Source organism: Micromonospora sp. URMC 107, from assembly GCF_051386315.1.
GTDB lineage: Bacteria > Actinomycetota > Actinomycetes > Mycobacteriales > Micromonosporaceae > Micromonospora.
The window spans coordinates 15,372-28,298 of record NZ_JBPQTK010000009.1 but is presented as its reverse complement, the minus strand read 5'-3'; the positions used below and the strand labels follow the sequence as shown (position 1 = coordinate 28,298).

The window sequence follows — 12,927 nt, the reverse complement described above, 5'->3', positions numbered from 1 at the left end:
CCGCGGACACGGCGTGGACCGGAGCGGTCACGTTCCGGCGCCGTCGTCCGATGCGAACCGGGTCGGCCCTGGTTAGGCTGGGGTCCCCCACCGGTCGGCGTCGTGGTGTGCCGCCCGCCAGCCCCACGAGGAGCCCCATGCAGCCCGCCGACGCCGCCCCGGCCGCCACCGAGCCGCCCGTGACGGGTCGGGCCGGCGGCACGGGCGCGACCGGCGAGGCGCGCGACACCGGCGGCGTCGTCCCCCAGCCGCGCACCGGGCCGGTCGCCGGGGCGCCGGCCGTGCCGCAGCCCCGCTCGGCGGAGCCGGACGCCGCCGTGGCGCTGCCCCGCTCGGCGGAGCCGGACGCCGCCGTGGCGCTGCCCCGCTCGGCGGAGCCGGACGCCGCCGTGGCGCCGCCTGGCGACACGGACGCCGCCGTGGTGCCGCCCGGCGACACGGACGCCCCGGCCGACGCCCGGCCGGACGGTGGCCTGACCGAGCGGGAGCGCGGCATCCTCGCCTTCGAGCAGCAGTGGTGGCGGCACGCCGGCGCCAAGGAACAGGCCATCCGGGACACCTTCGGCCTCTCGGCCACCCGCTACTACCAGTTGCTGAACGCGCTGCTCGACAACGCGGCCGCCCTCGCCGCCGAGCCGGTGCTGGTCGGGCGGCTACGCCGGTTGCGGTCCTCCCGGGCCCGCAACCGCCGCCGCTGAGCGCTGTCGCACCCCACGACCGGTCCCGGCCCGCCGACCCCGTTCCGACCGACCGGTCCCGTCTCGTCGGCGTGGCGTCGCGCCCAGGTGGCCACCGCCCCTGCCCCCGACGCCGCGACGGAATGTCGGCGAGCCGCGCGGGTACGCGGGTGTCGTTCCGGGCCGCGTCTCGCGGCCGGTTCACGTTCCGGGCCGTGACCTGCGGCCCGGGGCCGACGGAGGGAGCGGGCGATGACGCAGATCAACCCGAGCCGGCCACCGGACGGTGCGACCGGCACCGCACAGCAGGCCCGGCACGAGGCGTCCCGGGTCGGGCACGAGGCGTCCCGGGTCGGGCACCAGGCGACCCAGGCCGGCGGACAGATCGCGCACGCGGCCGCCGAACAGGGCGGACAGGTGGCGTCGGAGGCCCGGCGGCAGGCGCGCAACCTGACCGGCGAGGCCGGCACGCAGTTGCGCGAGCAGGCCCGGGCGCAGAAGCACCGGGCCGCCGACGGGCTGCGCGGCATCGGGCGCGAACTCGGCTCGATGGCGGAGCGGAGCGAGGACTCCGGGATGGCCGGCCAGGCGGTCCGCCGGATGGCGGACGCGGCACAGCAGGCGGCCGGCTGGCTCGACGAGCGCGAACCCGGGGCGGTGTTCGACGAGGTGCGGTCGTACGCACGCCGGCACCCCGGCACCTTCCTGGCCAGCGCGGCCCTGGCCGGCATGCTGGTCGGGCGGCTCACCCGGAACCTCAGCGCCTCGGGCGACGGGGCGCGGGGCGCGGGCCAGCCGTCGATGCCGCCGACCGCCGCGCCCACCGGGCCGGGCACCGCGCCCACCGGGCCGGCGGCCGCGTCCACCACGGCCGGGCCGCAGCCGTACGAGCGGACGGTCGAGGCGCCGTACGCGCCCGAGGAGGCGTACACCGGGACGGCGCGGGTGCGCAACGCCTCGCCGCCCGGTCGGCAGGGTCCGGACATCCCGGGCGGGGTGGCGCCGTGAGCGCCCCCGAGAAGGAACGGACGCAGTCGGTCGGCGAGCTGCTGGGCGACGTGACCCGGGACTTCTCCACGCTGGTCCGCAAGGAGGTCGAACTGGCCAAGGCGGAGGTGCGTGAGGAGGCGGGTCACGCCGGCAGGCTCGCCGGCATGTTCGGCGGGGCCGCGCTGGCCGGTTTCCTGACGGTGCTGTTCGTGTCGTACGCGCTGTGGTGGGGGCTGTCCAACGTGATGGACCAGGGCTGGGCGGCGCTGATCGTGGCCGTCATCTGGGCCGCCGTCACGGGTGTCCTGCTCACCAGGGCGCGGAAGGAGAAGGCGCAGCTCCGCTCGGTGCTGCCCCGGACGAAGCAGACCGCACGGGAGATGCCGGACGCGATGCGCGGCCGGTGAACCAGCCCGGGAGGGAGCAGATCATGTCCAACGATCCGGACCGGATCCGGTCGGAGATCGAGAACACCCGGAACGAACTGAGCAGCGACGTCGACGCGTTGGCCGACAAGGTCAATCCGCGGCGGATCGCCGGTGAGCGCGTCGGGCAGGCTCGTGGCGTGCTCACCCGGGCCAGGGAGAAGGTGATGGGCGTGCAGTCGGACGGACACGGCGCCGCGCAGCGGATGTCGCACGCGACAGGTCAGCGGATGTCACACGCGGCCGACTCGGCGCGGGGACTCGGGGAGCAGTCCCGGGAGCGGATGTCGCACGCGGCCGACTCGGCGCGGGCGTTCGGGGAGCAGTCCCGGGAGCAGGTGTCGCACGCGGCCGGTTCGGTGCGGGAGGAGGCCCGCTCGCTCGGGCAGCAGTCCCGCCAGCAGGCGCAGGGCAACCCCCTCGCGGCCGGTCTGATCGCCTTCGGCGCGGGGCTGCTGGTCTCGTCGCTGATTCCGCCCAGCCGTCCCGAACGGCAGTGGGCCGGGCAGGCGAAGGACATGGTGAGCGAGCACTCCGACCAGTTGCGGGCGCAGGCCGGACACCTGCGGGAGCAGGCCGGCGAGGTGGGCCGCGAGATGGGCCGCGAGGTGGGCCACAACCTGCGCGAGCCGGCGCAGGAGGCGGCCCGGGCGGTCGGTTCCACGGCCGTCAGCGGCGCGTCCGCCGTCCGGGACCAGGGTCGGTCGGCCGCCCACCAGATGCAGGGGCAGGCGCATGAGGCCGCCGACGACCTCCGTCGCCGCTGAGGCGACCCGGGTGGTCGGGGCGGCGCGGACGATGCGGGTACGCTCCGCGTCCGCGCCGCCGCCCGGCCGGCCGGCCAACGAGGACCTCGTCTTCCAATTCGGGCCGCTGGTGGGTGTGCTGGACGGCGCGAGCGTGCCGGAGGGCTTCGACACGGGCTGCGTGCACGGGCCGGCCTGGTACGTCCGGCACCTCGCGGCCCGGCTCGGGCTGGCGGAGGCGGTCCGCCCGACGGCGACCCTGATGAGCAACCTGGCGGCGGCGGTCCTCGCCGTGCGGGCCGACCACGGCGACGAGTGCGACCTCGACCACCCGGGCACCCCGTCGAGCACGGTCTGCCTGCTGCGCGACGGCGGCGACCACCTCGACTACCTGGTGCTCTGCGACAGCCCGCTGGTGCTCGACGCCGGGGGCCGGGTCAGCGTGGTCACGGACGACCGGCTGGACGCCGCGACGGCGGAGCTGCGGTCCATGGTCGCGGCCGTGCCGGCGGGCTCCGCCGACCGGCTCACCCGGTTCCGGCAGGCGGTCGGCATGCAGCGGGAGCGGATGAACCGGACCCACGGCTACTGGGTGGCGGCGGCCGACCCCGACGCGGCGTTCCACGCCGTGACCGGGACGCTGCCGCTGCGCGGGCCGGGCGCGGTACGCCGGGCGGCGCTGCTCAGCGACGGCGCGTCGGCCCTGGTGGAGCAGTTCGGCCTCCTCGACTGGGCGGGGCTGCTGGACGTGGCGACCGCCGAGGGGCCGGGCGCGCTGCTCGACCGGGTACGCGCCGCGGAGCGCGACCACCCGGACCGGTTGCGCCGGCACAAGCCCGCCGACGACGCCTCGGTGGTGCTCTGCGAGTTCGACGCCGAGGGGCCCTGACCGGCCCGGGCCGGACGGGTTCGCCGCTGCCTCGCGCGGGTCCTGACCGGCCCGGGCCGGGCGGATTCGCCGCTGCCTCGCGCGGGTCGGACGGGCGGCCGACAGCGGAGCGTGAGGCGGAACACGATGCGGGCCGACCGGTCGGTACCTTCGGCCGGACCGCCAGTCGCTGCCCGATGGGGTGGACTTGGGCCGGTGGGGCCGGCAGACTGCGGCACGTGGCGGGAACGGTACGGCTGGAGCCGGTGGACGAGCGGAACCTGGAGCCGTTGCTCTCCGTAGCGGCTGCCGAGGCGGAGCCCGATGACGTGATGCCGCCGGTGGAGGCCCCGGCGGGTTGGTCACACGCCCGGCGGGAGGCGTTCCGGGAGTTCCACCGGGCGAGCTTCGCGGGGCTGGACGGCCCGACGGGCACCTGCATGTACGCGATCCTGGCCGGCGGCGAGGTCGTCGGCATGATCCGGATGAGCCGCCGCGAGCAGCCCGGCACCGTCGAGACCGGGATGTGGCTGGGCCGCTCCGCCCGGGGCCAGGGGATCGGCGCGGTCGCTCTGCGCGAACTGTTGAACGAGGCGGCGGCGGCCGGAATGCGGCTCGTGGTCGCGGAGACCACCGCAGACAATCACGGCGCCGTTTCCGTGCTGGAGAAGTGCGGCGCCAAATTGCGCGAGGACGGCGGTAAGGTGCGCGCCGAGATATGCCTCGATTCGACGCTGCCGGCCCTGTGACAGCGATTCCGCAATTCTTTCCTTTCTGACGTTCTTCCTGCTCGACGATGCCCTCCTGTCCGCTTTGCGCGTTTGACGAGGTGCGTGCTCCGGCTCCAGTCAATGGCGTCGGAAAAAGCACGGGAGTGTTTCGCGGATAGGTCAACGGGTACTGCCCGTCGGGTCCGATTGAACGGGACACCTGATCTGCGGTCCGGCGCGTGCCGATCCCCGGCGGCCATTCTTTCGACCATTGCCGTCAGGTGTCCGGCGCTCCGGGGAGCGAAGGAGAACTGATGAACAGCGGAGCACGAATCGGGCTCGCGGTCGGCTTCGGCTACCTGCTCGGCCGCCGGCGCAAGCTGCGTACCGCCCTCACCCTGGCCGCCGCGGTCGCGGCGGGCCGGGCCAGCCGGGAGCCGGGCGGACTGCTGAAGGCGGGCGGCAACCTGCTCCACTCGTCCCCCCACCTGGGCAACATCGGTCGCCTCGGCGGCCCCCTCGCCGCCGCCTCCAAGGCGGCCGCGACCGCCGCCGCCGGCAGCGGCATCGATGCCATCAGCGGCAAGCTGCGCGGCTCGGCCGACGCGCTGCGCCGTAAGGGCGGGGCCGGCGCGCCCGAGGACGGATCGGGCGACGGCGACCGGCCGGACCGAGGCGCCGACGGCGGTCAGCAGGAGCGTGACGCGAACGCCGGTCAGCAGGGGCGTGACGCGGACGCCGGTCAGCAGGAGCGTGACGCGAACGCCGGTCAGCAGGGGCGTGACGCGGACGCCGGTCAGCAGGGGCGTGACGCGGACGCCGAGCGGCAGGGGCGTGACGCCGACGGCGGTCAGCAGGAGCGCGACGCCGACGCCGACAACGAGCAGCGGGGGCGGTGACCATGCCGGAGACGACGAACCCCGGCGGCCTCGGGAACAAGGTCCGGGGCCAACTCGCCGGCGAGGCGCGCAACCTGGCCAGCGCCATCGGCGAACGCGCGATGCAGGTGGTGACCGAGCGGATCACGGGCGCGACCGGCCGACTCAGCGACTACGCGAAGCAGGGCGGCGGTCCCGGCCTGATCGCCGCCGCCACCGGCGCGCAGAAGCTCGCCGAGGGCGGTTCACCGGTGAAGGCGATGTTCCATGCCGGACTGGCCGGCGGTAAGGAGAAGGTCATGTCGGCGCTCGGCAAGGGCGGCAAGGGTGGCAAGGGTGGCGGCAAGAAGCTCAAGGTCACCAACATCGTCGAGGCGATCGAGGTCGGCGTGCCGGTCCGGGTCGCGTACGACCAGTGGACGCAGTTCGGCGACTTCCCGAGCTTCATGAAGAAGGTCGAGAACGTCGACACCGAGTCGGACGAGAAGCTGACCTGGAAGGCGCAGGTCTTCTGGTCGCACCGCACCTGGGAGTCCACCATCGTCCGGCAGATCCCGGACAAGCTGATCCACTGGCGCTCGAAGGGCGAGAAGGGCTCCGTCGACGGGACGGTCAGCTTCCACGAGCTGTCGCCCGACCTGACCCGGATCCTGGTGGTGCTGGAGTACCACCCGCAGGGTCTCTTCGAGCACACCGGCAACCTGTGGCGGGCCCAGGGCCGCCGCGCCCGGCTGGAGCTGAAGCACTTCGTCCGGCACGTGATGACCCAGACCGTCCTCGATCCCGACTCGGTGCAGGGCTGGCGCGGCGAGATCGAGGACTCGCGGGTGGTCCGCGACCACGAGACCGCCCTGCGCGAGGAGCAGGAGGAACGGCAGCGGCAGGAGGAGGGCGAGGAGCAGGAGGAGCGTGAGCCGCGTGGCCGGCGCGAGCCCGAGCCCGAGGAGGAGGCCGAGGAGGAACCGCGCGAGGAGCGCCGGCCCGCCGAGCGTGGCCGCCGCCGACCGCCCCAGCGCCGCCGCCCGGTCGAGGAGGACGAGTACGAGGACGAGTACGACGAGGACGAGTACGAGTACGAGGAGGAGCCGGAGGAGGAGCAGCCCCCGCCGCGCCGCCGCGCCCCGGAGCGGGCCCGCCGCCCGCAGCCCCGCGAGGAGCCCCGCCCCCGCGAGGAGCCCCGGTCCCGTGAGGAGCCCCGGCCCCGCCGTTCCCCGGAGGCACCCCGCCGTCCCGTGGTCCGCCGTCGACGGGAGGAGCGCGAGTGACGATCGCGACGAGTGAGGGTCAGGCCGGCGGCGCCCTGGAACGCGGGGGAGCCGGATCGAGCCTGGCCGACGTGGTGGAGACCGTGCTGGACAAGGGCGTGGTGATCGACGCCCAGGTGTCGGTCGCCGTGGTCGGCATCCAACTGCTGGAGATCAACGCCCGGGTCGTCATCGCCAGCGTGGAGACGTACCTGCGTTTCGCGGAGGCGGTCGACCGGTTCGACATCACCCCGAAGGGCCAGAAGGGGCTGCCCGACCTGGTCGAGGGGGCCTCCGGGGCGGTCGGCGCCGGCAAGGCGGCGTCCGGGATCGGCAAGACGGTCGGCGCGATCGGCGGCGCCGTCAAGGACGCCGTCGACGAGCTCGGCTCGGACGACCGGGACCGGGGCCGTGAACGACCCCGCCGACGCCGGGACGAGGAGCGCTGAGCATGGCCGAGGAGACCGGACTGTTCATCTACGGCATCGTTCCCTCCGACGTGGAGCCGACCCCGGACGCCGCCGGGGTCGGCGACCCGCCCGGGGAGGTGGCGGCGGTCCGGCACGGCGACCTGGCCGCGCTGGTCAGCGAGGTGAGCCTGACCGAGCCGATCGGCCGGCCGGCGGACCTGACCGCGTACCAGGAACTGGTGGACGGCACGGCCGCGGTGGCGCCGGTGCTGCCGGTGCGCTTCGGCACGGTCGTCACCGGGCCGGACGCGGTCGCCGACCTGCTGGACGCGCACCACGACCGCTTCGCCGCCGCCCTCGACGAGTTCGAGGGCCGGATCCAGTACACGGTGCACGGGCGCTACGACGAGGCGACCCTGATCGCGGCGGTGTTGGCGGACAACCCCTCCGCCGCCCAGCTGGCCGACGAGGTGCGCGGGCAGCCGGAGGCGGCCACCCGGCAGCAGCGGATCCGGCTCGGCGAGATCATCAGCCAGGCGGTGGAGCTGCGCCGGGAGGCGGAGAACCGGCAACTCGCCGACGCGCTCGGCCCGCTCGTCGTGGCGAGCGCGCCCCGGGCGCCGAGCAACGAGCTGGACGCGGCGAACGCCGCCTTCCTGGTCGACCAGGACCGGGAGGACGAGTTCGTCTCGGCGGTCGAGGAGTACGCCGAGCAGCGCCGGGAGCTGATCCGGATGCGGCTGCTCGGCCCGCTCGCCCCGTACGACTTCGTCAGCGCCCATCAGCTGATGGGGTGACCGGTGGACATCCTGTGGGCGCTGCTGACCCTGCCGTACGCGCCGGTGCGGGGGCTGACCGCGGTGGTGAAGGTGATCGCCCGGGAGGCGGAGTCGCGGCAGCGCAACCCCGTCGACGTCCGGCGGGAGCTGGAGGCGCTGGACGCGGCGGCGGCCGCCGGCGAGATCAGCGCCGCGGAACGCGACCGGGGGCAGCAGCAGGTGCTGGAGCGGCTGACCGGCGGCGCCCGGCGGCCGGCCCCCGCCCAGGGCCGGAAACCGGCCCGGAACGGTCCCGGGTCCCGCCGCGAGAACGGCGGGACCCGGCGCCAGCCGGGCCCGGAGCGCGCGCGCCAGCCCGGCCCGGAACGTGCGCGCCAGCCGGGCCCGGAGCGCGCGCGCCAGCCCGGCCCAGGGCGGGCCCGACAGGGCGGCTCGGAGCGGGCGCGCCAGCCGGACCCGGAGCGCGCGCATCAGGTCGGCACGGAACGGGCGCGGCGGGTGCCGCGCGGCGGCGGCGAGGGAGGTGGGCGCGATGGTGGATCTGATCCGCGGCGACGGCGGTCGGGCGCGTAGGAACGAGCCCGTCGACGACCGGTACGACGACGAGGAGGAGGAGTACCTCGAACCGATCTCGGCCGCCGAGGCGGCGCGCGAAGGCATGCGGCAGATCGTCGAGTTGACCGGCCGGGATCCGGTGGGGACCACCTCGCTCAAGTCGTCGCGTGACGGCTGGGTGGTCGGGGTGGAGGTCATCGAGGACCGGCGTATCCCCAGCTCCACCGACCTGCTCGGCCTCTACGAGGTGGAGCTGGACCTGGAGGGCGGCCTGCTCGGCTACCGGCGGGTGCGGCGCTACCAGCGCGGGAAGGGCGAGGTGGGTTGAGGTGAGCGTGCAGCCGCCGCCGGTGGTGCAGAACTCCGGCCAGGTCCTGCCGGCCGGGCACGAGCCGGCCAATCTCGGCGACATCCTGGAACGCGTGCTCGACCGGGGCATCGTGATCGCCGGCGACATCCGGGTCAGCCTGCTCGACATCGAGCTGCTGACGCTCAAGCTGCGCCTTGTCATCGCCTCGGTCGACACGGCCCGGCAGATCGGTATCGACTGGTGGGAGCACGACCCGTGGCTCAGCTCCCGGGCGAGACCGCCGGTGGAGCCCGGCCCCCGGGACCCGGAGCAGGTGGAGGCGGAACGTCGTCCCCGGGTCGCCCGGGCCGCCGCTGACCGGGAGGAGCGGCATGAGTTCGACCGTTGACCTCGTGTCCGCCGCCGGGCCGGCGAGCCTCGGCGTCGGAGTGTGGCTGCACGGCGTGGTGCGGGACGTCGACCTGGCCCTGCTCGCCACGATTCCCGGGATGGACGGCGCTCCGGTGCGCGCGGTGCGGGCCGCCGGCCTGTTCGCCGTCGTCAGCGCCGCGCCGCTGGCCGAGTACGGCGAGGAGGCGCTGCGCCGGAACCTGGAGGACCTGGCCTGGCTGGAGCGGGCGGCCCGGACGCACCACGCCGTGGTCGCGGCCCTGTCCCGCGACGGCGCCGTGGTGCCCGCCCGGCTGGCCACCGTCCACCACGACGACGCCCGGGTCGCGGGGCAGCTCACCGCCCGCCGGGTCGAGCTGACCGCCGTCCTGGACCGGCTCACGGGCCACGACGAGTGGGGCGTCAAGGGGTACGTCGTGCCGGGCGCGACGCCCCGTTCGGCGGAGCCCGCCGGGTCGGGCGGCGCCGGGGCGGCGTACCTGCGGCGGCGCAGGGCCCAGCTCACCGCCCGCGAGGAGGGGCAGCGGATCGCCGCCGACGCCGCCTGCGCCGTGCACGAGGCGCTGGCCCGGCACGCGGTGGCCGCCCGGCGGCACCCCCCGCAGGACCGACGCCTCTCCGGCGCGCCCACCGCCATGGTGCTCAATGGGGCGTACCTGGTCGGGCACGGGGCGCTCGCCGGATTCCGCGAACTGGTCGGCGCGCTCGCCGGGCGGCACCCGGAGATCCGACTGGAGCTGACCGGCCCGTGGCCGCCGTACTCCTTCGCCGAGGAACGGCCCGCCGGGCCGGCGCTCACCGTACGGGAGCCGGCGTGCTGACGGCCCGGGGGCCGGCGTGGTGACCACGTCGCTGGCGCCGAGCAGCGCCGACGACCCGTTGGCCTACCGGCCGGTGGCCCTGGTCGACCTGCTCGACCGGGTCCTCGCGACCGGCGTGGTGATCAGCGGCGACATCACCATCGCCATCGCCGACGTCGACCTGGTCCGGATCTCCCTGCGCGCACTGGTCGCCTCCGTCGGCGCGCTCGCCCCGGCGGAACTGCCCGACGCCGCCCCGGACGACGTCGCGTGGACGCCGGGATCGACGGCATGACCGCCCCCGGCGCCCGCGCAGACGGCCCGGGCGGGAACGCGGCCGGCCCGGGCGGGAACGCGGCCGGCCCGGGCGGGAACGCGGCCGGCCCGGGCGGCGGGGCCGGGACGGCGGGCGTGGGCCGCCCCGGCGGTGCTGACACCCGCCGGGACGAGGCCGCCGAACTCGCCGCCGCGCTCGGCGACACCCGGTGGCAGCCGCCCCGGGTGACTCCGCTGGACCGCCGGCTCGCCGTCGACCGGGACTCCGTCGAGCGGGGACTGGCCAGCCTCGTGCTCACCGTGATCGAGCTGCTGCGGCAGCTCATGGAGCGACAGGCGCTGCGCCGGGTCGACCTCGGCGACCTCACCGAGGAGCAGGTCGAGCGCATCGGCACCACGCTCATGGCGCTCGAGGAGCAGATGACGGGGCTGCGCGAGTACTTCGGCCTCGCCCCGGAGGACCTGAACCTCGACCTCGGGCCCCTCGGCCCCCTCCTGCCCACCGACTGACGCCCCCGGCCCGCGTCGGCCCGCCGACGGTGCCTGCGGCAGGCGGCGGTCAGCCGGACCGTTTCTCGGCGTACGCGGCGAGCCAGGCGACCTGGGCCGGGTCCAGGGACGGGCGGACCCGGGCACGGGCCGCCGCCACGTGCGCGCCGGTGACCGTGGACGCGGTCAGCGACTCCCGCATGGCGGCCAGCGCGGCCTCCCGCACCAGCGCGGCACAGTCCGCCGCCGAGAAGCCCTCCAGCTCCCCACCCAGTTCCGCGAGGTCCACGTCGGGTGCCAGCGGCACGTTGCGCGCCGAGGCGCGCAGGATCTCCGCCCGCGCCGGCCCGTCCGGCGGCGGCACGTAGACCAGCCGCTCCAACCGTCCGGGGCGCAGCAGCGCCGGGTCCACCAGGTCGGGGCGGTTGGTCGCGCCGACCACCACCACGTTGCGCAGCGTCTCCACGCCGTCCAGCTCGGTCAGCAGAGCGGCCACCACCCGGTCGGTGGTGCCGCCGTCGCTGGCCTGGCCGCGCACCGGGGCGAGCGCGTCCACCTCGTCCAGGAAGATCAGGGTGGGCGCGGCCTCGCGGGCCCGGCGGAACAGCTCGCGGACCGCGCGCTCGCTCTCGCCGACCCACTTCGACAGCAGCTCCGCGCCCTTCACCGAGAGCACGTTCGCCCGGCCCGAGCCGGCCAGCGCCGTGACCAGATAGGTCTTGCCGCAGCCCGGCGGCCCGTAGAGGAGCACCCCGCGCGGCGGCTGCACGCCGAGCCGGGCGAAGGTGTCCGGGTAGGTCAGCGGCCAGAGCACCGACTCGGTCAGCGTCTCCTTGACCTCCGTCAGGTCGCCCACGTCGTCCAGCGTCACCGAGGCCAGCTCCAGGGTGGACGCGGCCATGGTGGTCGGGCGGACCACCTCCAGCGCGGCGGTGAAGTCGGCCATCGCCACCGTCGGCGTCTCGGCCGACTTCTGCCGCAGCGCCGCGCGCACCCCGGCCTCGCGCAGCAGCGCGGCCAGGTCGGCGGCGACGAAGCCGGGGGTACGCCCGGCGACCTCGTCGAGCCGCACGTCGTCGGCGAGCGGGACCTGCCGGGTCAGCACCGTCAACTGCTCCCGGCGCAGGGCCGCGTCCGGCAGCGGGACGCTGATCCGCAGCGAGAGCAGGTCCGGGGCGCGCAGCGCGGGGTCGACGGCCTCGGGCCGGCCGGTGGTGCAGACGACCGCCGCCCCCGCCCGTACGGTCTCGGCCACCACCTGCCGGAACACGGTCGCCACCGGCCCCGGCCCGTCCGCCGGGGCGAGCGCCTCCACGTCGGTGACCAGCAGCACCCCGGGGCCGTCCGCGCGCGCCTCGGCCGCCGCGGCGCGCAGCCGGTCGGCGGCGGCCTGGTTGGTCAGCGCGGCCACCTCGGGGGCCCAGAGCGGGCTCACCCGGGCCCCGACCCGGGCGGCCACGGCCCGCACGAGCGCCGCCTTGCCGGAGCCGGCCGGCCCGGCGACGAGCACGCCCAGCGAGACGGTGGTGCCCAGCCGGCCGAGCACCTCCCGGTGGTGGAAGCCGAGGTCGAGCAGCTCGGTGAGCTCCTCGGCCTGCGCCCGCAGCCCGGGCAGCTCGTCCACCGCGGGCGGCGCGTCGTCGACGGTCCGCCCGGTGGCGTCCACGGCGGCCGGGCGGCGTACGCCCGCCGGGCCGGCGCCCGTGCCACCCGCCCGGCCCGCGGCGGTCCCGTTCGCCGTCGCCCCCGCCGCGCCGGCGCGTCGCGCGAGCGGGGCGGGGCCGGTGCCGGCGGAGCCGTGGGTCGCCTGGCCGTGCTCCCAGCCGACCACGGTGTCCATGGTGACCAGCGAGCCGGGCCCGGGCTCGGCGGCGACCACGGCGAGCAGGGTGCTGGTCCAGGCGTACCCGACGCTGTTGGAGAGGCTGCGTCGGGCGGCCTCCACCAGGCTGCGCACCGAGGCGTCCGGCAGCACGTCCTGCGGCAGCAGCGACACGTCGTCCCCGGTCGTCACCACCTTGCCGAGCAGGGCCAGCCGGAGCATCTCGGGGGAGACCACCGCGGCGATCTGCGCCGGCCCGGCGAGGAGCACCCTGCCGGCCGGCGTGACGGGCAGGCGGCTCACCGTCACCTGGCCGCCGTCGCGGATCCCGAGGTTGCCCAGCATCAGGTCGTCCGCGTAGAGCAGCGCGGTGCTGGCGGCCGGCTCGGCCGGCGCGACGATGCCGGCGGTCACCCGCCGGCCCGCCAGCCGCACCGGGTCGCCGGGGCGCAGCGCCAGCGCGGTGAGCACCTCCGGGTGCAGCCGGACGATGCCCCGCCGGGCGTCCAGGGCCGCCGGCCGCAGGCTCGCGGTCAGGGTCAGGTCGGGTTCCGCCAC

The 12,927-nt window shown here is 76.2% G+C and carries 17 protein-coding genes; 16 read left to right on the top strand and 1 reads right to left on the bottom strand.

The window, feature by feature from the left end; all coding sequences use genetic code 11:
- Nucleotides 1-137: 137 nt before the first annotated feature.
- From ACSNN9_RS03470 to ACSNN9_RS03395, 16 genes are all read left to right on the top strand, one after another.
- Nucleotides 138-698, top strand: a complete 561-nt coding sequence (locus tag ACSNN9_RS03470) for a DUF3263 domain-containing protein (protein ID WP_436671168.1) — start codon at nucleotides 138-140, stop codon at nucleotides 696-698.
- Nucleotides 699-929: 231 nt separating this feature from the next.
- A complete protein-coding gene (locus tag ACSNN9_RS03465) occupies nucleotides 930-1,685 on the top strand; it encodes a hypothetical protein (RefSeq protein ID WP_436671167.1) in 756 nt (251 codons plus the stop codon).
- Nucleotides 1,682-2,074: a phage holin family protein gene (locus ACSNN9_RS03460; protein ID WP_436671166.1), complete on the top strand. Its 393-nt coding sequence runs from the start codon at nucleotides 1,682-1,684 to the stop codon at nucleotides 2,072-2,074. The genes ACSNN9_RS03465 and ACSNN9_RS03460 overlap by 4 nt, the downstream gene beginning before the upstream one ends.
- 23 nt (nucleotides 2,075-2,097) lie before the next feature.
- Nucleotides 2,098-2,859, top strand: a complete 762-nt coding sequence (locus tag ACSNN9_RS03455; RefSeq protein WP_436671165.1) for a DUF3618 domain-containing protein — start codon at nucleotides 2,098-2,100, stop codon at nucleotides 2,857-2,859.
- Nucleotides 2,828-3,727, top strand: a complete 900-nt coding sequence (locus ACSNN9_RS03450; protein ID WP_436671164.1) for a hypothetical protein — start codon at nucleotides 2,828-2,830, stop codon at nucleotides 3,725-3,727. The genes ACSNN9_RS03455 and ACSNN9_RS03450 overlap by 32 nt, the downstream gene beginning before the upstream one ends.
- Nucleotides 3,728-3,945: 218 nt before the next feature.
- Nucleotides 3,946-4,455: a GNAT family N-acetyltransferase gene (locus ACSNN9_RS03445; RefSeq protein ID WP_436671163.1), complete on the top strand. Its 510-nt coding sequence runs from the start codon at nucleotides 3,946-3,948 to the stop codon at nucleotides 4,453-4,455.
- 275 nt (nucleotides 4,456-4,730) lie between these two features.
- On the top strand, nucleotides 4,731-5,315 hold the full coding sequence (locus ACSNN9_RS03440) for a hypothetical protein (RefSeq protein ID WP_436671162.1): 585 nt from the start codon (nucleotides 4,731-4,733) through the stop codon (nucleotides 5,313-5,315).
- A gap of 2 nt (nucleotides 5,316-5,317) precedes the next feature.
- Nucleotides 5,318-6,559, top strand: a complete 1,242-nt coding sequence (locus ACSNN9_RS03435) for an SRPBCC family protein (RefSeq protein ID WP_436671161.1) — start codon at nucleotides 5,318-5,320, stop codon at nucleotides 6,557-6,559.
- Nucleotides 6,556-6,987 carry a gas vesicle protein GvpJ gene (gene gvpJ, locus ACSNN9_RS03430; protein ID WP_436671160.1) on the top strand — a complete coding sequence of 144 codons (432 nt, stop codon included), beginning with the start codon at nucleotides 6,556-6,558 and terminating at the stop codon, nucleotides 6,985-6,987. Before ACSNN9_RS03435 ends, gvpJ begins: the two co-directional genes overlap by 4 nt.
- A gap of 2 nt (nucleotides 6,988-6,989) precedes the next feature.
- A complete protein-coding gene (locus tag ACSNN9_RS03425) occupies nucleotides 6,990-7,745 on the top strand; it encodes a GvpL/GvpF family gas vesicle protein (protein WP_436671159.1) in 756 nt (251 codons plus the stop codon).
- A 3-nt stretch (nucleotides 7,746-7,748) separates the two neighbouring features.
- Nucleotides 7,749-8,300, top strand: a complete 552-nt coding sequence (locus ACSNN9_RS03420) for a gas vesicle protein GvpG (RefSeq protein WP_436671158.1) — start codon at nucleotides 7,749-7,751, stop codon at nucleotides 8,298-8,300.
- Nucleotides 8,260-8,610, top strand: a complete 351-nt coding sequence (locus ACSNN9_RS03415) for a gas vesicle protein (RefSeq protein WP_436671157.1) — start codon at nucleotides 8,260-8,262, stop codon at nucleotides 8,608-8,610. The genes ACSNN9_RS03420 and ACSNN9_RS03415 overlap by 41 nt, the downstream gene beginning before the upstream one ends.
- Before the next feature lies 1 nt (nucleotide 8,611).
- The gene (locus ACSNN9_RS03410) at nucleotides 8,612-8,980 is read left to right on the top strand and encodes a gas vesicle protein (RefSeq protein WP_358083354.1); all 369 of its coding nucleotides are present in this window, start codon (nucleotides 8,612-8,614) and stop codon (nucleotides 8,978-8,980) included.
- Nucleotides 8,964-9,803, top strand: a complete 840-nt coding sequence (locus ACSNN9_RS03405; RefSeq protein ID WP_436671156.1) for a GvpL/GvpF family gas vesicle protein — start codon at nucleotides 8,964-8,966, stop codon at nucleotides 9,801-9,803. Before ACSNN9_RS03410 ends, ACSNN9_RS03405 begins: the two co-directional genes overlap by 17 nt.
- A gap of 19 nt (nucleotides 9,804-9,822) precedes the next feature.
- Nucleotides 9,823-10,077: a gas vesicle protein gene (locus ACSNN9_RS03400; protein WP_436671155.1), complete on the top strand. Its 255-nt coding sequence runs from the start codon at nucleotides 9,823-9,825 to the stop codon at nucleotides 10,075-10,077.
- Nucleotides 10,053-10,568 (top strand): gas vesicle protein K, encoded by a 516-nt coding sequence (locus ACSNN9_RS03395; RefSeq protein ID WP_436671154.1) that lies wholly within the window; start codon nucleotides 10,053-10,055, stop codon nucleotides 10,566-10,568. The genes ACSNN9_RS03400 and ACSNN9_RS03395 overlap by 25 nt, the downstream gene beginning before the upstream one ends.
- 49 nt (nucleotides 10,569-10,617) lie before the next feature.
- Here the strand turns inward: ACSNN9_RS03395 and ACSNN9_RS03390 are convergent, their stop codons facing one another.
- A complete protein-coding gene (locus ACSNN9_RS03390; RefSeq protein ID WP_436671153.1) occupies nucleotides 10,618-12,927 on the bottom strand; it encodes an AAA family ATPase in 2,310 nt (769 codons plus the stop codon).

What these genes read in the sequence shown, in the direction of transcription:
- ACSNN9_RS03405 (WP_436671156.1), top strand. Translation starts at nt 8,964, where the DNA reads ATGAGTTCGACCGTTGACCTCGTGTCCGCCGCCGGGCCGGCGAGCCTC.
- ACSNN9_RS03435 (WP_436671161.1), top strand. Translation starts at nt 5,318, where the DNA reads ATGCCGGAGACGACGAACCCCGGCGGCCTCGGGAACAAGGTCCGGGGC.
- ACSNN9_RS03450 (WP_436671164.1), top strand. Translation starts at nt 2,828, where the DNA reads ATGAGGCCGCCGACGACCTCCGTCGCCGCTGAGGCGACCCGGGTGGTC.
- ACSNN9_RS03440 (WP_436671162.1), top strand. Translation starts at nt 4,731, where the DNA reads ATGAACAGCGGAGCACGAATCGGGCTCGCGGTCGGCTTCGGCTACCTG.
- ACSNN9_RS03425 (WP_436671159.1), top strand. Translation starts at nt 6,990, where the DNA reads ATGGCCGAGGAGACCGGACTGTTCATCTACGGCATCGTTCCCTCCGAC.
- ACSNN9_RS03415 (WP_436671157.1), top strand. Translation starts at nt 8,260, where the DNA reads ATGGTGGATCTGATCCGCGGCGACGGCGGTCGGGCGCGTAGGAACGAG.
- ACSNN9_RS03465 (WP_436671167.1), top strand. Translation starts at nt 930, where the DNA reads ATGACGCAGATCAACCCGAGCCGGCCACCGGACGGTGCGACCGGCACC.
- ACSNN9_RS03455 (WP_436671165.1), top strand. Translation starts at nt 2,098, where the DNA reads ATGTCCAACGATCCGGACCGGATCCGGTCGGAGATCGAGAACACCCGG.
- ACSNN9_RS03470 (WP_436671168.1), top strand. Translation starts at nt 138, where the DNA reads ATGCAGCCCGCCGACGCCGCCCCGGCCGCCACCGAGCCGCCCGTGACG.